General features: G+C 40.5%; 20 protein-coding genes. 15 read left to right on the top strand and 5 right to left on the bottom strand.

Annotation, left to right across the window (positions count from 1 at the left end; all coding sequences use genetic code 11):
- Window positions 1-606 precede the first annotated feature (606 nt).
- From H6G59_RS14575 to H6G59_RS14530, 10 genes are all read left to right on the top strand, one after another.
- A complete protein-coding gene (locus tag H6G59_RS14575) occupies window positions 607-1,527 on the top strand; it encodes an RluA family pseudouridine synthase (protein ID WP_190715553.1) in 921 nt (306 codons plus the stop codon).
- A 590-nt stretch (window positions 1,528-2,117) separates the two neighbouring features.
- Window positions 2,118-2,639 carry a phycocyanin subunit beta gene (locus H6G59_RS14570; RefSeq protein ID WP_127055129.1) on the top strand — a complete coding sequence of 174 codons (522 nt, stop codon included), beginning with the start codon at window positions 2,118-2,120 and terminating at the stop codon, window positions 2,637-2,639.
- 84 nt (window positions 2,640-2,723) lie between these two features.
- The gene (gene cpcA, locus H6G59_RS14565) at window positions 2,724-3,212 is read left to right on the top strand and encodes a phycocyanin subunit alpha (RefSeq protein ID WP_127055130.1); all 489 of its coding nucleotides are present in this window, start codon (window positions 2,724-2,726) and stop codon (window positions 3,210-3,212) included.
- 213 nt (window positions 3,213-3,425) lie between these two features.
- Window positions 3,426-4,286, top strand: a complete 861-nt coding sequence (locus tag H6G59_RS14560) for a phycobilisome linker polypeptide (RefSeq protein ID WP_190715551.1) — start codon at window positions 3,426-3,428, stop codon at window positions 4,284-4,286.
- 166 nt (window positions 4,287-4,452) lie between these two features.
- Window positions 4,453-4,698 (top strand): phycobilisome linker polypeptide, encoded by a 246-nt coding sequence (locus tag H6G59_RS14555; RefSeq protein WP_190715549.1) that lies wholly within the window; start codon window positions 4,453-4,455, stop codon window positions 4,696-4,698.
- Between the two features lie 10 nt (window positions 4,699-4,708).
- Window positions 4,709-5,539 carry a HEAT repeat domain-containing protein gene (locus H6G59_RS14550; RefSeq protein WP_190715546.1) on the top strand — a complete coding sequence of 277 codons (831 nt, stop codon included), beginning with the start codon at window positions 4,709-4,711 and terminating at the stop codon, window positions 5,537-5,539.
- A 73-nt stretch (window positions 5,540-5,612) separates the two neighbouring features.
- Complete coding sequence (locus H6G59_RS14545; RefSeq protein ID WP_190715544.1) at window positions 5,613-6,221, top strand: HEAT repeat domain-containing protein; 609 nt, start codon at window positions 5,613-5,615, stop codon at window positions 6,219-6,221.
- Window positions 6,222-6,331: 110 nt separating this feature from the next.
- Window positions 6,332-7,171, top strand: a complete 840-nt coding sequence (locus tag H6G59_RS14540) for a phycobilisome rod-core linker polypeptide (protein WP_190715542.1) — start codon at window positions 6,332-6,334, stop codon at window positions 7,169-7,171.
- Window positions 7,172-7,243: 72 nt separating this feature from the next.
- Complete coding sequence (locus H6G59_RS14535) at window positions 7,244-7,987, top strand: phycobilisome rod-core linker polypeptide (protein ID WP_190715540.1); 744 nt, start codon at window positions 7,244-7,246, stop codon at window positions 7,985-7,987.
- 122 nt (window positions 7,988-8,109) lie between these two features.
- Window positions 8,110-8,871, top strand: coding sequence for a phycobilisome rod-core linker polypeptide (locus H6G59_RS14530; protein ID WP_190715538.1), 762 nt, complete (start codon window positions 8,110-8,112; stop codon window positions 8,869-8,871).
- A gap of 87 nt (window positions 8,872-8,958) precedes the next feature.
- Here H6G59_RS14530 and H6G59_RS14525 read toward each other — a convergent pair whose 3' ends face one another.
- The 3 genes from H6G59_RS14525 to H6G59_RS14515 form a co-directional block, all read right to left on the bottom strand.
- On the bottom strand, window positions 8,959-9,627 hold the full coding sequence (locus tag H6G59_RS14525) for an HD domain-containing protein (protein ID WP_190715536.1): 669 nt from the start codon (window positions 9,625-9,627) through the stop codon (window positions 8,959-8,961).
- Between the two features lie 124 nt (window positions 9,628-9,751).
- Window positions 9,752-11,227: an adenylate/guanylate cyclase domain-containing protein gene (locus tag H6G59_RS14520; protein WP_190715535.1), complete on the bottom strand. Its 1,476-nt coding sequence runs from the start codon at window positions 11,225-11,227 to the stop codon at window positions 9,752-9,754.
- The gene (locus tag H6G59_RS14515) at window positions 11,224-12,246 is read right to left on the bottom strand and encodes a molybdopterin-dependent oxidoreductase (RefSeq protein WP_190715629.1); all 1,023 of its coding nucleotides are present in this window, start codon (window positions 12,244-12,246) and stop codon (window positions 11,224-11,226) included. The genes H6G59_RS14520 and H6G59_RS14515 overlap by 4 nt, the downstream gene beginning before the upstream one ends.
- A 155-nt stretch (window positions 12,247-12,401) precedes the next feature.
- On the opposite strand from H6G59_RS14515, the gene pruA reads away from it, so the two are divergent.
- The 3 genes from pruA (at window position 12,402) to H6G59_RS14500 (ending at window position 16,306) form a co-directional block, all read left to right on the top strand.
- On the top strand, window positions 12,402-15,428 hold the full coding sequence (gene pruA, locus H6G59_RS14510) for an L-glutamate gamma-semialdehyde dehydrogenase (RefSeq protein WP_190715533.1): 3,027 nt from the start codon (window positions 12,402-12,404) through the stop codon (window positions 15,426-15,428).
- A gap of 177 nt (window positions 15,429-15,605) precedes the next feature.
- Window positions 15,606-15,803: a hypothetical protein gene (locus H6G59_RS14505; protein ID WP_190715531.1), complete on the top strand. Its 198-nt coding sequence runs from the start codon at window positions 15,606-15,608 to the stop codon at window positions 15,801-15,803.
- A 2-nt stretch (window positions 15,804-15,805) separates the two neighbouring features.
- Window positions 15,806-16,306: a hypothetical protein gene (locus tag H6G59_RS14500; protein ID WP_190715529.1), complete on the top strand. Its 501-nt coding sequence runs from the start codon at window positions 15,806-15,808 to the stop codon at window positions 16,304-16,306.
- A 115-nt stretch (window positions 16,307-16,421) separates the two neighbouring features.
- Here H6G59_RS14500 and H6G59_RS14495 read toward each other — a convergent pair whose 3' ends face one another.
- The gene (locus tag H6G59_RS14495; protein ID WP_190715527.1) at window positions 16,422-16,763 is read right to left on the bottom strand and encodes a hypothetical protein; all 342 of its coding nucleotides are present in this window, start codon (window positions 16,761-16,763) and stop codon (window positions 16,422-16,424) included.
- A gap of 229 nt (window positions 16,764-16,992) precedes the next feature.
- Between H6G59_RS14495 and H6G59_RS14490 the strand changes: the two genes are divergently transcribed.
- Window positions 16,993-17,778 (top strand): HAD family hydrolase, encoded by a 786-nt coding sequence (locus tag H6G59_RS14490; RefSeq protein ID WP_190715526.1) that lies wholly within the window; start codon window positions 16,993-16,995, stop codon window positions 17,776-17,778.
- Window positions 17,779-18,150: 372 nt separating this feature from the next.
- On the opposite strand, the gene H6G59_RS14485 is transcribed toward H6G59_RS14490, so the two are convergent.
- Window positions 18,151-18,759 (bottom strand): tetratricopeptide repeat protein, encoded by a 609-nt coding sequence (locus tag H6G59_RS14485; RefSeq protein WP_190715524.1) that lies wholly within the window; start codon window positions 18,757-18,759, stop codon window positions 18,151-18,153.
- A 152-nt stretch (window positions 18,760-18,911) separates the two neighbouring features.
- Between H6G59_RS14485 and H6G59_RS14480 the strand changes: the two genes are divergently transcribed.
- Window positions 18,912-20,087 carry a DNA double-strand break repair nuclease NurA gene (locus H6G59_RS14480; protein ID WP_190715522.1) on the top strand — a complete coding sequence of 392 codons (1,176 nt, stop codon included), beginning with the start codon at window positions 18,912-18,914 and terminating at the stop codon, window positions 20,085-20,087.
- Window positions 20,088-20,094 lie beyond the last annotated feature (7 nt).

Genomic DNA, 20,094 nt, shown 5'->3' with positions numbered 1-20,094 from the left:
CTACCACTTTTCTTTCCTACACACCTCAGTAAATATGGCTACGCCTCCCGTAAGTTATACAGAAATAAAGTTCGGATTGCTATAATTAGTTTCTGGGATAAATAAGTATTGTTTGGTAATAATCTGTTATACTTATGAGCTATATCAGGTTTATTTTTGGTAAAGGCTAAAACCTTTTTTTCCTCTGCTGCTTCTAAGATCACTCCTCTGTTGTCTGAAAATTTAAATTTAAAAAGCTCCGATTTGTTCTATTTGGTAGAAATAAGATTTACAGCTAATACGGTAGTTGTTTTATTCTTTTCGGCTTCGAGAATTCACCATCAGGATGTTTATGGATTGTGGAGTGTTACCCAACATGAAACAGCCTCAGGATGAGTATTGATAATTCTCTTTTTTTAAAATTAGTATCCAGTGTGATCGAGAATTACTGATGTTGTTAAAATCAGTGTATTCCTCACGAATCGAGCAGTTTAAAGTTAAGCGATTTGTGACCAATAATTCCTGGATAGCACAACTCGGATTTATCTATGGAGTGAATCCAAAATCCTCAAGCCCCCGGAATCCGTGGGGTGAATCCAAAATCTAAAATCAAAAACCAAAAATCGGATGACCGCTATTAATCTCCAAGTCGAAGAAAAAACTGAACGCCTTGATCGTTACCTGTCCGAAGAATTACCAGATTTATCCCGGTCTCGTATTCAACAGTTAATTGAACAGGGTCATATCCAACTCAATGACAAAGTTTGCACATCTAAAAAAATTCATCTCAAAGCAGGCGATCGCATAATCCTGGAAATTCCAGCAGTACAACCTTTGGAATTGGTAGCAGAAGCTATACCGTTGGATATTCTCTACGAAGACGACCAGTTACTGATTCTCAACAAACCCGCAGGCTTGGTAGTTCATCCTGCACCCGGACATCCAGATGGTACTTTGGTGAATGCTCTATTAGCTCACTGTCCTAATTTACCGGGAATCGGTGGCGTTCAACGTCCAGGAATTGTTCACCGATTGGATAAGGATACTACTGGAGCGATCGCGATCGCTAAAACAGATATCGCTTATCAACACCTCCAAGCACAACTAAAAGCAAAAACTGCCAGAAGAGAATATTTAGGGGTGGTTTACGGTGCGCCAAAAACTGAAAATGGCATCATTGACTTACCCATTGGTCGTCACCCCCAAGACCGTAAAAAAATGGCAATTGTCCCCATAGAACAAGGGGGAAGATCAGCAATCACTCACTGGCAAATTCGAGAACGCCTGGGTAACTACACGTTAATCCACTTCCAATTAGAAACAGGACGCACTCATCAGATTCGTGTCCACAGCGCCAAAATGGGTCATCCTATTGTCGGCGACCCTATTTATAGTTCTGGTCATTCCGTGGGGGTAAATTTGCCCGGTCAAGCACTGCACGCTTGGCGACTCAAGTTACAGCATCCAGTATCTGGAGATTGGATTGAAGCTACCGCAACCCTTCCCCAATCCTTGATCACCTTGCTAGACATTCTTCGTCGCCGATGATTGGGGATTCGTGAACTTCCTCCCCATCTCCCCAGGGAGGATTATGACAAAGGCTTGTAAAAAATTTAGAAATGTAACATTTACATTCTGTAACAAAACCTGGTGAAACTGTAAATTTCATTAAAAGCCGTAAAATTAAGTCCTGACAAGGGTTATGACCAATCTTGAAATAATATTAAAGCCCTAAAATTCTTGCTTATCCTCACTTATTGTAAAGTTTTGTAACAAAAATATCTAACTTTTCTCAGCTAAAGTCCTTGTATGTAAAGGATTTGAGGCATTTCTTATTGCCACATCTTATTTATTCATAATTTGTAATAAATAAAGGATCTATAGCATTGTATAAACTAATCTGAAGGGGTTAAACAACAAATAAAAGTTAAACGATGCCGCTAATTCACCAGATTTAGTTGTTTCTCATAAAATTACCTCTGATTCTCATAATTTCTGGCACATCATGCCGAAGAGTTGAGAAACTAAGTAAATAGGCCGTTTAATTATAGTTTGCTGTCAGCCAATTCCAAATTGATAAAACATCCACAGTTTTAATCAAAACATCTCTCAACTAAGTAATTAGGAGAATAGAGTCCATGACATTAGATGTATTTTCCAAGGTAGTTTCCCAAGCTGACGCTAGAGGCGAATTCCTCAGCACCGAGCAACTAGATGCACTAGCAGCAGTTGTAGCTTCAGGCAGCAAGCGTTTAGATACCGTTAACCGCATCACCAGCAACGCTAAAGTTATTGTTACCAACGCAGCTCGTGCTTTGTTTGAAGAACAACCCCAGTTGATCGCTAATGGTGGTAACGCTTACACCAACCGTCGCATGGCAGCTTGTCTGCGCGACATGGAAATCATCTTACGCTATGTTACCTACGCTGCATTGGCTGGTGACTCTAGTGTTTTAGATGATCGTTGCTTGAACGGCTTACGCGAAACCTACCAATCTTTGGGTACTCCCGGTGCTTCTGTAGCAGTTGGTATTGGCAAAATGAAAGAAGCAGCAATTTCTATTGTTAACGATCCCAACGGTATCACCAAAGGTGATTGTGCATCGTTAGTTTCTGAATTGGCTAGCTATTTTGATCGCGCTGCTGCGGCTGTTGGTTAATAACTTCAAATAGCCTAGAGGCTGAGAGTTGGAGATTTTCTCCAAGTAAAAAAAGCTAAGAAACAATCAAGGAGATAAGAAAACATGAAAACACCAATTACCGAAGCAATCGCAGCTGCTGATACCCAAGGACGTTTCCTAAGCAACACCGAATTGCAAGCAGTTAATGGACGTTTTGTACGTGCTGCTGCAAGCATGGAAGCTGCTCGCGGTTTAACAGCTAACGCTCAAAAATTGATTGATGGCGCAACCAGTGCTGTATACCAAAAGTTCCCTTACACCACCTCTACCCCCGGCGCTCAATTTGCATCTGATAGCCGTGGTAAGTCCAAGTGCGCTCGTGACGTTGGTCACTACCTACGCATCGTTACCTATAGCTTAGTTGCTGGTGGTACAGGTCCTTTGGATGAATTCTTGATTGCTGGTTTGGCTGAAATCAACAGCGCGTTTGATTTGTCTCCCAGCTGGTATGTAGAAGCACTGAAGTACATCAAGAGCAATCATGGCTTGAGTGGTCAAGCTGCTAACGAAGCTAACACCTACCTTGACTACGCAATCAACGCTCTCAGCTAGATAGCGTCATGCCCGGAGAGGGATACAAGTGCTGGATGAAATCAACCCTTCGGGGTTAGCCAGTGGCTCATGGGCAAGTTCCCAAGACCGCGCTGGATCACCTAGCAGTTGGATCTGGCTCCGGGCATAGTTTTATGTAGGTATAAATAACAAGCTTTATTCAGCCAGCACTCGGTCACAAAAACCGTAGGGCAAATAAAATAGGGGAAAAAAATGGCAATTACAACAGCAGCATCGAGGCTGGGAACAGAGCCTTATAGTGAGGCACGTCGAGTTGAACTGCGCCCCAACGCCAGCCGCGAAGAAGTCGAATTGGTGATCCAAGCCGTATATCGGCAAGTCTTAGGAAACGACTATATTTTGGCATCAGATCGCCTGGTCAGCGCAGAATCACTGTTGCGCGATGGCAACCTAACAGTGCGGGAGTTCGTGCGGAGCGTTGCTAAATCAGAACTCTACAAAGCCAAATTCTTTTATAACAGTTTCCAAACTCGGTTGATAGAACTCAACTATAAACATTTGTTGGGTCGCGCTCCCTATGATGAGTCTGAAGTGACATACCACTTAGACTTATACATTAACAAAGGTTACGACGCTGAAATTGACTCCTACATAGATTCTCAGGAGTACCAAAACAGCTTTGGTGACAATGTTGTTCCTTACTATCGTGGTTTTGCCACTCAACCAGGGCAAAGCATCGCTGGGTTTACCCGGATGTTTCGTTTATACCGGGGTTACGCCAATAGCGATACCGCTCAAATTGAAGGAACTAGATCTCGGTTAGCACAGGAGTTGGCAAGTAATAAGTCTTCTTCAATTGTTGGACCTTCAGGCAGCAATGATAACTGGAATTTCCGTCCATCTGCGGATAATGCTCCTAAGCAAAATTTAGGCAATTCTGTAGGGCAATCGGATCGTGTTTACCGAGTAGAAGTAACAGGGATTCGCAGTCCAGGTTACCCAAGTGTACGGCGGAGTAGCACAGCATTTATAGTACCTTACGAGCGACTGTCTGACAAGATTCAGCAAATTCACAAGCAAGGCGGGAAAATCGTCAGCATCACATCAACGTAAGGTGAATTTTAGATTTTAGATTTTAGTTTTGGATTGTACCCACAGACGAATTAGTGGGCTAATAGATTTTAGATTGATTCAGTAGCAAAAAATCTAAAATTTGGCTTTTCTGAAATCTAAAATGGGCTTTTTGTCGGCAAAATTCATCAAGAGGAGATTAGAAGCAATGTTCGGTCAAACCACACTTGGTTCTGGTAGCGTTTCTTCATCTGCAAGCCGAGTATTTCGTTACGAAGTAGTAGGCTTGCGCCAAAATCAAGAAACCGACAAAAATCAATTCAACATTCGTCGTAGTGGTAGCGTGTTCATCACCGTACCCTATAGCCGGATGAACGAAGAAATGCAGCGGATTACCCGTCTAGGTGGCAGAATCGTCAAGATTGAACCATTGAGTTCAGCAGAGGAAAACTAACGCTCTGGCAATGATAGAACCCAGTGCAGAAGAATACTCGGTCGAAAACGGGACACAGTTAACACCAGAGATAGCAATTGCTAATCTGCAATCACCAGATTTAAGTCTCCGCTATTATGCTGCTTGGTGGTTGGGTAAGTTTCGGATCAGTCAGCCAGAAGTTGTAGATGCACTCATTGCTGCGTTAGAAGATGAAGCCGACAAAACAGAACTCGGTGGTTATCCGTTACGACGCAATGCAGCCCGAAGCTTGGGGAAATTGGGAAATACCAAAGCTGTACCAGCATTGATTAAGTGCTTAGAATGCTCTGATTTTTATGTCCGTGAAGCAGCAGTCCAATCGCTGGAAATGCTCCGCGCTCCAACAGCAATACCCGCACTGATTAAACTGCTTGATGGCGGTGTTTCCCAAGCAGTGCAAGTACCTGGTCGTCCTCATCTAGCCCAGCCTTATGAAGCAGTTTTAGAAGCCTTGGGAGCTATTGGTGCAACTGAGGCTATTTCCCTGATTCAGCCTTTTCTCAAGCATCCGGTTCCACGAGTACAATGCTCCGCAGCCAGAGCCATGTACCAACTGACACAAGATACCAGCTATGGTGATCTGTTGGTGAAAATGTTGGAAGCAGGTGATTTAAAATTGCGCCGTGTTGTTTTAGGGGACTTGGGGGCAATCGGGTATCTAGCAGCCGCAAATGCGATCGCACAATCTAAAGCAGAAAATAGCTTCAAACTTATTGCCCTCAAAGGATTGCTAGAGCATCAACTTCCAGATAAGTTCGATGATGTTGGTGTTGCTGATGAGGCCATCAGAGTCATGAAGCTGATGGATTCACTGTTGTAGTCAGTGTTAGGGGCGGGGTTTCCCCGCCCACAAAGTTGTTTTTTGCTAACAAGTGACCAATGACAACTGACAAATGGATGAACTAATTCGTGCTGTCACCCTAGCGGAAACACCAGCCCAAATGCTGACAGCCGTGCAGAACCTAGCAGCCGCCAAAGATGCCGCAGCAATTCCCACCTTAATTGCCGTCTTTGGTTATAACAACCCAGGGGCGGCAGCAGTGGCAGTAGCTGGATTGATTGAGTTAGGAGAAATAGCAGTACCACAATTGCTAGAGCAAATAGATGATTATAACTATGGCGCACGGGCTTATTCGATTCGCACTTTAGCAGCGATCGCAGATCCCCGTGCAATAGACGTATTAATCACAGTTGCTGCTACTGACTTTGCCCCTAGTGTCCGCCGCGCAGCGGCTAAAGGACTAGGTAACTTAAACTGGCATAAGTTAGATTTTCCCAAAAGTCAAACAGCCATCAATAGCGCCTTAGATACACTGCTGTTAATCTCCCAAGACACAGACTGGTCAATTCGTTATGCTGCCGTTGTCGGTTTACAAGCTTTAGCGAAAATAGTCGATGTGAGACAGTCTATTTTGACTAAACTCCAAGAAATGTTGGCTAATGATAACGAAAAGGCAGTCCGCGCTCGCGTGCAGTTGGCTTATACCAATTGTGGATTTTAGATTTGGGATTAATAGGCTTTTTCCAGAATCTCAAAAAATACTAACTATACCAACTTGGTATTACCATCAATAGACTGCTTTATTTAGCATAAAAAAAGGTAAAAGTAAAGATGTCAATACCACTGCTAGAATATTCACCTTCCTCGCAAAACCAGCGGGTAGATGGCTACGAAGTTCCCAACGAAGACACTCCAACTATTTACCGCTTGGATAATGCCACCTCAGATACAGATATTGACAGCATCATCTGGGCAGCATATCGGCAGATTTTCAGCGAACACCTAATTTTAAAGAGCAATCGCCAAAGCTTTTTAGAATCGCAAATGCGAAATCGGGCAATTAACGTTCGGGATTTTATTCGGGGCTTGGGTAAGTCAGAAGTATTCCGTACTCAAATAGCAGACCTCAACTCTAACTACCGCTTAGTGGATATCATCTTAAAGCGGTTTTTAGGAAGGGCTGCCTACAACAAAGACGAAGAAATTGCTTGGTCAATTGTGATTGCCACCAAGGGACTACATGGTTTTATTGATGCCTTGTTAGACTCTGACGAGTACCTAGAAAACTTTGGTAATGACATCGTACCTTTTCAACGTCGCCGCTACGGTTCAAGACCGTTTAACCTAGTCAATCCCCGCTATAATGCCTACTGGCGCGATACCCAAAACATCCTGGGACTGGCTGGTCGTTCTTTCTACAGCGCTCGTACTTCAGGATCTTTAACCACAGAAGATATTCGGAAGGCAATTCCTGCTAACTTCTTTGCAATGGCAGGAACAATTATCCCCAATGAACGTAACTATCAGCGCACAATTGCCTCGGTTACTTCCCAAATCACAACCCTGGAAATTCCCGATACCACCCGCGAAATAGGTACAGAGCAACCAACTATCAAAGCTGTAGCAGTTGCCCTACCCTATCGTTACATACCTGGAACCCAGAGGAATTAGGTCATTGGTCGTTAATCATTACTAAAGAATAATTGACGGCTGACAACTCACAAATCACAACACCCCTGAAATATGGCAATACCTTTACTAGAATATAAACCCAGTTCACAAAACCAGCGTGTTTCTGGTTACGAAGTTCCCAACGATGACACCCCCAGAATTTACCGCATAGAAGACTATGCTGCGGGTGGCGAAGTTGAAGAATTAATATGGGCGGCTTATCGGCAGTTGTTCAGCGAACACGTCATCCTGAAATTCTACCGTCAGATTAATTTAGAATCTCAGGTAAAGAATAAAGCCATCACGGTGCGGGACTTTATCCGAGGTTTGGCTAAGTCTGAAGCCTTCCAAAGTTTAGTAATTCAGAGCAACTCCAACTATCGCTTGGTTGAAATTGGTCTCAAGCGGTTGTTAGGACGTGCGCCTTACAACAAAGATGAAGAAATTGCTTGGTCAATCAAAATTGCTACCGTTGGTTGGGGCGGCTTTGTTGATGCTTTACTAGATTCTGAAGAATATCAAAGCAGCTTTGGTGAGAATATTATTCCCTACCAACGGCGACGCTATAAAGATAGACCTTTCAATTTGGTCACACCCCGCTATGCGAACTACTGGCGCGACAAGCTAGAAGATGCACGCTACAAGCCAGGAAGTATCCAAGACTTCTTCAAAATGGCTAATTCCGTCAGCATTAGAACTGTCACCCACACACCAGTTAGTACTGCGAACATTAAAATTCCCGATACCAGCAGGGAAACCAAGCCCCAAGGTATTCCAGTTTCCGTCAGTCCCAGCGCTAGTTTTCCTGTGCGCTAAATCTGGGAAATAGGTGTGTAACCTAATGCGGGAAAATAGATAAAGCGTGAATGAGGAATCTGAGTAATCAAGCCTCTTTCAGTTTTCAAAGTTTAATTTGTTAATAAGAGGAATAACGCAGCATGGCACTGCCATTACTTCAATACAAACCTACCACTCAAAATCACCGTGTTAGCAGTTTCGGTGCTTCTGACCTAAATGAAGATACTCCATATATCTACCGTGTAGAAGATATTAGTTCTTACACTGATATTCAAAGCATCATTTGGGCTGGTTATCGCCAAGTTTTCAGCGAACATGAAATTCTCAAGTTTAACCGTCAAAAAACCCTAGAATCTCAGCTGAAAAACGGCTCTCTCTCTGTGCGAGACTTCATCCGGGGTTTAGCTAAATCTGAGGCTTTCTATCGTTTAGTTGTATCCGTTAATAACAACTATCGTCTAGTAGACATCACCCTCAAGCGCCTTTTGGGTCGTTCTGCTTACAACAAAGCTGAAGAAATTGCTTGGTCAATTGTCATTGGTACAAAAGGTTTTAGCGGCTTTGTTGATGCTTTAGTAGACAGCGAAGAGTATACCAGCAGCTTTGGTGACAACACTGTACCTTACCAGCGCAAGCGTGGAGAAGGTCGTCCCTACAACTTAGTCACACCTCGCTACGGTGAAGACTTCCAAGAAACAGCAGGTACAGTCACAACCGACTGGCGCTTTACTTTGGAAAAATACTACACCCGCAAAGCTAAAGAAAAGCGCATGGCAGAAGGCGATCCAGGCAAATATGCGGATATGGCTGCATCACTGTCTGGTAAGGGTAATTACGCACAAAAGCTATCTGCATATGACATTGATTACCTGAATGCAGTTCCTTATCGCGGTAGACGCTAAGAATTGATAGTCTGCTAAGATTTCATACTGGGTCTGGTTTTTGCGTTGATGTGACGACAGGTTTGCAGGTTTTCTGTTACCCAAGCGTTATGTTAACTGAAAGCTAGACCCAGTAGTTTTTATTAGGGTATCAATTTCTACCTGAATATTCAAACGAGCCGATGCTTCAGCCACTTCCAACATCAAAGGTGTAAAGTAGATCCGTTGCCGCTGCAAAAATCTTTCTAAAACCTGCTGACGACCTATGATGTAGTCTGCCTCTGATACCCATGCGTATTCTTGGCGAATGGCTTGGGCATATTTTTGATAAGTGACTGGTTCAGTAGCCAAAATCCCTAAATCTGCATCAATGAGAACCTGGCTATCTAAATTATCTGCTTTGTGGTTTTTGGTGTTTAAAATCAAACTTTTGACTTTAGTAATCTTATTAGGTAAAATCCCTAAATTCTTCAGCATCTGTTCCGCATAATCAGCGCTTTTTTCTTCGTTATCTTGAGCTTGAGTGTCATACACTACATCATGAAACCAGGCTGCAAGTTGGACAGAGGGCAAATCTTGGGCGTAAATTTGCAAAGTATTAATAGTGTTAAGGATGTAATAAATGTGTTCCAGTGTGTGGTAATGGCGATTGGAGCTAGAATAAGCTGTAACTAGATGATTGAAAGCTTGATGTGCTGCTAAGTAGTTAACATCGAAGGATTGGATTGTTTGCTGCCAGTGAGAAAATAAAATCAGGGTGAGATTTTCTGTAAGCATAATTACAGGAGAATTCAGGAAGTAATAGTAATATCGTGTCAGTTTGAATACTTATCACTAAAAAATTATGATACAAGCCCTTAATTTATGGGTTATTTAATTTCTAATTTTTAATTTCTAATTTTTAATTCCGAGAAAGCGGTACTAGTAGTTCATAAATAGATATAGCAGCATCTTTGCCTTTAACTTTCACTGATTCATCTACTAGCCTGAGACAAAATAATTCTGGATGGCATAAGCTTTTAACTACTGATTCCGTTAACAAAATTTCACATTCATATTGCTTTGTTAGTCCTTCAATGCGAGAAGCAACATTGACTGCATCACCAATGACTGTGGAATCAATGCGGGACGTAAAACCTACTGTACCCATGATGACTGTACCACGATGAATGCCGATGCCAACGACAATTTTTGGTAAATTTTTTTGCAATCGCTCATAATTAAACTTATCTAAAGCCTTTTGCATCAAAATTGCTGCTTTGAGGGCGCAGTCTGTAGCATCATCATCAAATAATGCCATGATGGCATCACCGATATATTTATCAATAAATCCCCCTGCTTCATCGATGGCTTTTCCCATACAAGCTAAATAGTCATTTAAAAAGGTAAATATTTCTATCGGTGCCATTGCTTCAGACATAGAAGTATAACCCCGAATATCACAGAATAAAATTGTCATCTTTCGGGTTGAAGCCATACCGACTTGAATATTTTCTATTCCTTGGGGGGCAATGACAGAAACAAATTTATCTGGTACAAATTTCTCAAATGATTCTAATGTTTTTTGCAATTTACTAAAAGAGATTTGCAATATTGCAGACATTTCATTAAAGGAATTTGCCAATGCACCAATTTCATCCCCACGATTATGAATGTCTGCACGATGTTGTAAATCGCCCCCAGCAATTTGAGCTACACTGGACTGTAACCGCCGGACAGGATCACTCAAATGTTGTGCTAGGATATAGGCGCACACCCAACCTACAGCAAGTCCCACAGAACCAACTATCAAAGCCTGATTGACTGCATTCGCAACAGCACGATCTACTTTTTGCAGAGATAAACCAATGCGTAAAACCCCAAGTTTTTTATTACCAGTTGGTGTGCGAATATCTGAAGCTACTTCAATTATCGGTTCACCGCGTTTAATCCGTAATTTATCTGCAAAATAAACATCTTGGAGGATAAATGTTTCTATGATCCGAGTTTGTTCAGAAGATTTTAATGCATTATTGGTAACACTGAAGGGGACAATATTGGGAATGTACTGATTTTGATATTCGCTAGGAAAAGCAGCTGCAATTTGATTGTCTTGACGATTATCAGAGACAAAGACATAGACAAAATCTTCATTTTCACGCAATATCAATTCTATGTTTAAGCGGATTTGACTCCAATTTTCTTCCGATAATTCGTTAGAGTATGTATAACTGAGGATCTTAGTCATACTTTTAGTATCATTCAACTTTTCTTGACGGTAGAGGGTATTTTCACTTCTTACCCAAACCGCAACTATCGCACCAATCAAACCAAGAATTAGCAAGGTGGTAGAAGCCATGATTTGGGTACGAATAGAACGAAAAGTAAAAATTTTCATAGTTGTGGAGTTAACTCTTCAACAAAAGTCACCCAGCGTTGATTTTTAGTTTGGCTTTGACAATCATCACCAATGGCCAGAGTCACAGGACCACCCATTTTTGCTAAAATCGGCTGTTTATTTTCACCCCATCTAGTTGCTAAAATGATATTGCAGTCGCGTATCTCCGTAGGTGCTAATTTTATCGCTTCAGAACTTTTACGGTAAATTTCTGGTTTCCCAGTTACAACTACAGAACTTTGAGGTTTTATTCCAGCTAAAGAAAGCACATCTTTTACTCTGACACCATGTAATTTAACTTTGCTACTAGGCCACCAGACGCGATAACCAACATTTTGGTTCAGGGTAACTTGTGGTAATTTATCAAGATCGGCTAAATTGAGTTCACTTTCACCTACACGCACTAATGGCTTCTCTGTACCAAAGATAACATGAGTTACATAAAAAGCCCAAAATCCTTCATTATATTTTTGTTTGATTTGGGGATACTTAGTATAGGGAAAGATTAAATAAATGGGACCACCTTGGTCACGCTGAATTGGTTTATTATCTTTGGCAAGTGCTAAAATAATTGGGTAAGTGAGTAAGTCTTCTATTTTTACTGTTACTTGATAAGCGTCGTAGCACACAAAAGTTATTTCTGTCACTCCCGGTGGAATACCAAAGTTTTTTAGCAGTGTAGATACGGGTATTCCTTGAAATTTAAAGACTTGATTTGGATTAACAATGTTATTTGCATCAATGGTATTGATATTGGTTGTAGCTAATTTAAGCAACTCCGTCCAACCTAAGGTTTCCGATTTACCATTTGCTGTCTCACCTTGAATAACTAAATTCCACTGACGCTGTGGGTTCTTTTTGGCTTTATCTGCTAGAATCTCCGCATTGCGATCGCTTGCTTCTTTGAGCCATACTTCCAATTGTGTATTGGTCGGCTTTTTTGTACAACCTCCTAAGCAGACTATAGCTATCCCCAAAGATACTAAAGCCAAGTTTTTCCAGATATTCAATACAACCACATTCAAAACTACTAGGAAAGTTTACAAAATGGCGCTAACTCAGTTAGAAATGACACCGTAATCAATTTTTACACCATCAGTCAACATTACTCCAAAATGGGGGACAGGTGACAGGTGACAGGTGAGAGTTAAAATTACCAACAATAATAAAACTTATGGTATTACAAGTAGAAAATAGTACATACGAAGCGAAAACCCAAGAAATTGCTAAACAGGTTCTTGCAGCTACCCAAGAAAATCGCTCATTTTTGGCTGCTTTACGGGATCAAATGCGCTGGGATGATAAATTACTCGACTGGGCTATGAGTAATCCCGGTTTACGGGTACAATTATTTCGGTTCATAGATACTTTACCAGCTTTACATAGTAAATCAGAAATTGCGTCCCATTTACAAGCATATTTGGGTGATGAGTCCGTAGAATTACCCGCAGCTTTGAAGGGAATCTTAAACTTTGCTAACCCTGATTCTATGCCCGCACAGGTAGCTGCGACAACTGTGGGAACGGCTGTAGAAACTTTAGCACACAAGTATATTTCTGGCGAAAATATTAAGCAGGTCATCAAAACCGTTGAGAGACTGCGAAAAGATAAAATGGCTTTCACCATTGATTTACTTGGTGAAGCGGTAATTACGGAAACAGAAGCGCAGTCTTATTTAGAAAGATACTTGGAATTGATGCAGCAATTGGTGGAAGCATCAAAAAATTGGGGGAAAATTCCGGCTATTGATGAAGCTGACGGGGAAAATATCCCGAAAGTGCAGGTTTCTGTGAAGTTAACGGCGTTTTATTCCCAGTTTGATCCTTTAGATGCTCAAGGTAGTGAGGAACGGGTGAGCGATCGCATTCGTATTTTACTACGTCGTGCTAAAGAATTAGGTGCGGCAGTCCATTTTGATATGGAACAATACGCCTACAAAGATATCACTTTCAATATTCTCAAAAAGCTTTTACTGGAAGAAGAATTTCGTCAACGTACAGATATTGGCATCACTATTCAAGCATATCTGCGTGATAGTGAACAAGATGCGAAAGATATCATTGCTTGGTTAAAACAGCGGGGTTATCCTCTGACTATTCGCTTGGTTAAAGGTGCGTATTGGGATCAAGAAACTATCAAATCTGTCCAAAAGCATTGGCCACAGCCAGTTTATAATGATAAAGTCGCCACAGATGCCAATTTTGAAACGATTACCCAGCTATTGTTAGAAAATCATCAATATGTTTATTCTGCCATAGGAAGTCATAATGTGCGATCGCAATCTCGCGCTATAGCTATTGCTGAAAGTCTCCAAGTTCCCCGTCGTCGTTTTGAAATGCAAGTTCTTTACGGCATGGGTGATAAAATAGCTAAAGCTTTGGTAGATAAGGGTTATCGCGTCCGGGTTTATTGTCCCTACGGTGAACTTCTCCCCGGAATGGCTTATTTAATTCGGCGTTTATTGGAAAATACCGCGAATAGTTCGTTTTTACGTCAAAATTTAGAAAATCGTCCAATTGAGGAGTTGTTAGCACCTCCAATTGTAGCTCACGCAGAGGAGGACACTTGCGTGGGCGGGTCTCCCGACTTGTGCAAAGTGTCCGTCGCGCAGAGTCGCAGAGAGGAAAAGGAAGGTTTTGTTGGTGTTGCTGATACGGATTTTGCGGAGGAGGAAAGAAGGAAGAAGTCGCGTTTAGCTTTTGAGGGTGTGCGTCAAGAGTTGGGGAAAACTTATTTACCTTTTTTGAATGGGGAATATGTAAATACAACCACGTTTGTTGATTCTCTTAATCCTTCTCGGTTTAGTGAGGTGGTTGGGAAAATTGGACTTCTGAGTGTTGAACAAGCTGAGGAAGCAATGAAGTTTGCTAAAGCTGCTTTTCCTGCTTGGAAGAAAACTCCGGTTAAACAACGTGCTGATATTTTGCGTCAAGCTGGGGAGTTAATGGAGGAACGACGCGCTGAACTTTCGGCTTGGATAGTTTTGGAGGTAGGGAAACCTGTTAAGGAAGCTGACGCGGAAGTTTCGGAAGCAATTGATTTTTGTCTTTATTACGCTGAGGAAATGGAACGGCTGGATAAAGGTGTAATTTATGACGTTGTTGGTGAAACCAATCGTTATATTTATCAACCGAAAGGAATCGCTGTTGTGATTTCTCCGTGGAATTTTCCTTTGGCTATTGCTTGCGGTATGACTGTTGCGGCTTTGGTTTCTGGGAATTGTACTTTACTTAAACCTGCGGAAACTTCTTCTGTAATTACTGCTAAATTTACAGAAATCCTGATAGAAGCCGGAATACCTAAAGGTGTTTTTCAATACGTCCCCGGTAAGGGTTCTCAAGTCGGTGCTTATTTGGTTAATCATCCTGATACTCATGTGATTGCTTTTACTGGTTCTCAAGAAGTAGGATGTAGAATTTATGCAGAAGCTGCAATTCTCAAACCTGGTCAAAAGCATCTCAAGAAGGTAATTGCGGAGATGGGTGGGAAGAATGCCATCATTGTTGATGAAAGTGCTGATTTAGACCAGGCTGTGGTTGGAGTTGTTCAATCGGCTTTTGGTTATAGTGGTCAAAAATGTTCTGCTTGTTCACGGGTAATTGTTCTCGAACCGATTTATGATGCTTTTGTCGAAAGGTTGGTGGAAGCGACGAAATCTTTAAATATCGGGGAAACGGAATTACCCAGTACTCAAGTTGGTCCGGTGATTGATGCTAATTCGCGCGATCGCATTCTGGAGTATATTCAAAAAGGGAAAGAAGAAGCAAAAGTGGCTTTGGAATTACCCGCACCAACCCAAGGTTATTTTATCGGTCCCGTGATTTTTTCGGAAGTTCCTGCAAATGGGGTAATCGCACAGCAGGAAATATTTGGCCCTGTCTTAGCGGTAATTAGAGTTCAAGATTTTCAGGAAGCTTTAGAAGTTGCTAACGGTACCAATTACGCTTTGACGGGCGGACTTTATTCTCGTACACCTTCCCACATTGAACAAGCGCAAGCTGAGTTTGAGGTTGGGAATTTATACATTAACCGGAATATTACCGGGGCGATAGTTTCTCGTCAACCGTTTGGTGGGTTTAAGCTTTCTGGTGTGGGTTCCAAAGCTGGAGGGCCTGATTATCTTTTGCAGTTCTTAGAACCGCGCCATATCACAGAAAACATCCAACGTCAAGGTTTTGCACCTATTGAGGGTGCGGAGTAACTAGATGATATAACCAGATCCCCAACTTCTAGCCATATTTTGTTATTCATATCATCAATTTATTACAGAAGTTGGGGACATTTCTTATCCTGTCAATCCTTAAATTCTGGAAATCCTGATTCAGACAAATTGTGATATTTTGATGTTAAAATATAAAATCAGGGTTTCTCTATATTTATGGGTAAAAAAGATGATCTTAAACAGGTTGATTCAATTGCTAAAGAATTTCGGATGTCAGCCGAATTAAGGAAAGAGTTTGGTTCATTTCTAGAGCAGGAAAAGAAACTTGGTCATGGAGGAACTTTCAATAATAGAGGTGATTTTACCTATGCGGAACTTCGCCAAAAAGCTAAAGAATTTTTAGAGGATTCTTGATTATGAATACTAATATAGAAATTTCTAATTCTCAACCAAATCTAAATGAAATTACTCAAAAAATTATAGGAGAAACTTGCCATCAAGTTAGATTTAGTTATGGTGATGAATTACTTTTAGATTTTGGTGAAATGACTCCCTACAATCATCCTAAATTAAAAGATTTACGCAAAGGAACTTGGCAACTTAGCACTAGGGCAACAAATTTTGATTTAAGAAAAGTACATCCAATGTTCTTTAGCTCATATTTCAAAGATCCTATGTATGCTACAAAAAGAAGGTTACGTCTATTGGAAAACAAAAAACTAACTGATTTTGTAATTGATAGTAATAATTTTAAACTAACTTTATCCTTTAAAGGTGATTACCAACTGGTTTTAAAACCGGATTTAGAAGATGATTCTGGGCTTGCTTATTGGGAATTATTGATGCCAAATGAACAAATTTTAACCGTGGGTCCTGGAATGTTTTGGGAATGTAAATCAATTCATGAACGTGATTAATCTGGATATTTAGATTCAGATAAAATTCCTTAATGTATATTTTATAATTTAGCTTAATTTTATATCAATTTTAATAGATCCCCATTTCTTCAAGAAGTCGAGGATCTAAAACTAATTATCTATTTTTTGGACACTCTGGTAAGCTATTATCAGCGTAGTTACAATCAAAATGAATTAATGCTTCTCTACTCGATTTAAAGTTTCCTGTTTGAGAGGACTTGTCTGTTTGTGGATCTTCATCTTTATCCCAAATTTTCAAGTAGTAATTATTACCATCATCAGTAGACCATAATTCATAGCGGTATTCACCACCAAAACCTTCACTTCTCAAGTAGTCTGCTAATGCTGTCTTTGATATAGATATAAGGGTAGGTATTGCTATGATGGGAATTAGAGCTATTTTCAATACCTGAGTTGTCTTCATAGATGAACCAAATTTTGCTTTAATTCCAAGCATAATGTAATTACGTATTAGCGTCTAGATATAAAAAAGCAAGTTTACACAGATTCATATACCCTTGTCTTCACAGTTTTAGTCATACTACTTTTGACTGCGGTTAAAATTTATTTAGAAGTGTCACCTGTTATAACTGCTGACTTCTGACTCCTGACTGCTGCTGTAATTGTTACATAACCATATATAAAGGTGCGGTAAGCTGACAATAGCAGTTTTCATCCTCAAAACAATGACAGTGAATAGTCCCACGATTTTAGCTTTAGACTTTGATGGAGTGGTTTGCGATGGACTAATTGAATATTTTGAGGTAGCATGGCGTACCTACTGTCAAATTTGGTCGCCGGTTAATGACACACCACCAGATGATTTAGCTTTAAGATTCTATCGCTTACGTCCGGTAATTGAAACGGGTTGGGAAATGCCTGTTTTAATTAAAGCCTTGATTGCTGGATTCTCTGATGATAAAATTCTCCAAGAATGGACAAGTATCACTCCACAAATTTTGGCTGCCGATAACCTAAAAGCGAAAGAAGTTTCTACAAAATTAGATAATCTGCGAGATGATTGGATTAAAACAGATTTAGATGGTTGGCTAAGTCTGCATAGATTTTATCCTGGTGTGATCGAAAGACTAAAAATAACTCTTGCGAGTGCAGTTCAGTTATATATCGTTACTACTAAAGAAGGACGTTTTGTCCAACAGTTGTTACAACAAGAAGGGCTTGATTTAACACCAAATGCGATTTTTGGCAAGGAAGTAAAACGCCCAAAATATGAAACTTTGCGAGAACTAATCAAGAAAGCAAATACCCAAACTGTGAGTTTATGGTTTGTTGAAGATAGGCTGAAAACATTACAATTAGTCCAACAGCAATCTGACTTAGATCATGTCAAACTTTTCCTCGCAGATTGGGGTTATAATACTCAACCTGAACGGGAAGCAGGAAAAAATGATCCACGAATTCAGCTAATATCACTTTCTCATTTTGCTCACGATTTTTCAACTTGGTTGTAATTGACTGGAGAGATATAGCAATCCTTGCAGAGGTTGTGAACATCTTGTAGGTTGGGTTAGATGCGGTAATTAACTTATAACGCTTACAGATAAATCACCAAACCGCGTTGTAACCCAACATCTACTATAAAATAGGTGTTCATGGCTCATTTAGAATCGCTATATATTACTTCAGTTTCTAATTAGGATTCAGGAAAATTATATAGAGTTACTATTTGATTTTTGAACATATACGTAGGGTGTGCATTGCCCACAATATGCGGGTTTTGGTGGGCAATGCCTACAATACTTAGATATTTTATGGCTACGCCACGCCAGCTATCAGAAATCATTTAGGATTCCTATAGATCGTAGGTGTAAGTTCAATCTAAATTACTTACGATCTATCTTCTGAATTAGCTCAATAACTTCTTGGTAATCTGTAATTCTTTTTTGTTGTTGAAATAAGTTAGCTGCTATCTTTAAATCGTTAATTGATCCTTGATGATCACCTAAATGATGGCGCGTAATTCCCCTATTTTTGTGAGCTTCAGGAAATTTAGGATTAAGAAGTAATGCTTGGTTGTAGTCTTCAATAGCGCCTTTTAAATCTCCTAAATCATGGCGAGCTAATGCTCTATGATTGTAAACACCTGAATAGTTAGAATTAATGCTGATGCATTGGCTGTAATCTGCAATTGCTCCTTTTAAATCTCCCAATCTATGGCGGGTAAAACCACGTTTATAATAGACTTCAGCAAAATTAGGATGCAAGCGTAATGCTTGATTATATTCTGTAATTGCCCCTTTTAAATCTCCCGATGTATGGCGATTAAGTCCACGATGAAAATAGACTACTGCCTCTTTAAGATTAGTTTGTGCTAACAGTGATGATTTTATTCTAAATTCGGAAATATTTGGCAAATTTTTAGCACTCACTTTCGGGCTATATAATATAGTTCCTAAGATGAGAGTTGTAATTGTTAATTTCCATTTTTTCATGACACTATTTTGCCAATTTTTAGAATACAGTTATTAATTATATATCATATCGATTAATGACTTATCGAAAAAACTCTCCGCGCGGTTCCCTAATGATACTTCTTTAATTGAAAACGATATTACATTTATTCACACAATTACACTTAGTCATTATGCTTGATTTAACAAAAGTATCGGGACAAATGCAAGGTTTTAGCCAGCATTTAACTTCAGAAGTAGCTGCGAGTCGTCAGCGTTTGGAGTTAGCACAGCAACATTTACAAAAAGCTGTTGAGTGTCAAGAGGAGTTAATTGCACGTCAAGAAAAATGGCGCGATCGCATTCTCTTTGCTAATGCTACCCCAATTGAACCCCTAAACACCTGTATTACTATCCCTGTCCCGCCTAAAGTTCATACTGTCATCGCTACCGATGGTTCGCAAATAGCACCTAATCATCACGAAATTGCTTATTGTTACTTGCTCAATATTGGTAGAGTTGTTTTACATTATGGTCAAAATCGTCACCCTTTACTAGATAGTTTGCCGGAGGTATTTTACCGCCCTGAAGATTTATATATGTCGCGTCAGTGGGGAATTAGAACTGAGGAATGGATGAGTCATCGTCGCACAGCTTCGGAAACTACGGTATTAGCAGAACTGGCTTGTGCTGCGAAAACAGAAGCCCCAGCTTTAGCAATGGTAGATGGTTCGTTAATATACTGGTTTTTAGAACAGTTGCCGATGGATGCACGCGATCGCATTTTACCTCCCATTTTAGAGGCTTGGCAACAGATGCGGGCAGCCCAAATTCCCATTATGGGTTATCTTAGCGCCTCTCGCAATATCGAAGCCATGAACTTTTTACGGTTGTTGGCTTGTCCCCACCCAGTACCCGATTGTGTCAGCCATTGCCCCAACCAGTTAGAATATGTACCATGTAAAATATTTGATTCTTTGCGAGATACAACCCTATGGACAACCCAACTCCTACCTGGACAACGTGGCCCCCTATGGCGTAGTCATAACCGGATTTTAGAACTATACGAAGACCAAACTATTTATTTTTGTTACGTTCATGTAGGTACAGAAATTGCCCGGATTGAAATTCCGGCTTGGGTAGCAGAAAATACTATCATGTTTGACCAAGCCCTAGGATTAATGCTGGCACAAGTGCAAAAAGGATACGGTTATCCTGTGGCAATTGCGGAAGCACATAATCAAGCTGTGGTCAGAGGTGGTGATAAAGCCCGTTTCTTTGCCCTTTTGGAACAACAAATGATTAAAGCCGGGATCAAAAATGTGGGAATTTCCTATAAAGAAGCTAGAAAACGGGGAAGTATTGCTTAACAATCAT

This window comes from Anabaena lutea FACHB-196 (assembly GCF_014698305.1).
GTDB lineage: Bacteria > Cyanobacteriota > Cyanobacteriia > Cyanobacteriales > Nostocaceae > Anabaena > Anabaena lutea.
Note: the sequence above shows the minus strand (reverse complement) of the source record. Positions and strands in the feature narration are given on the sequence as shown.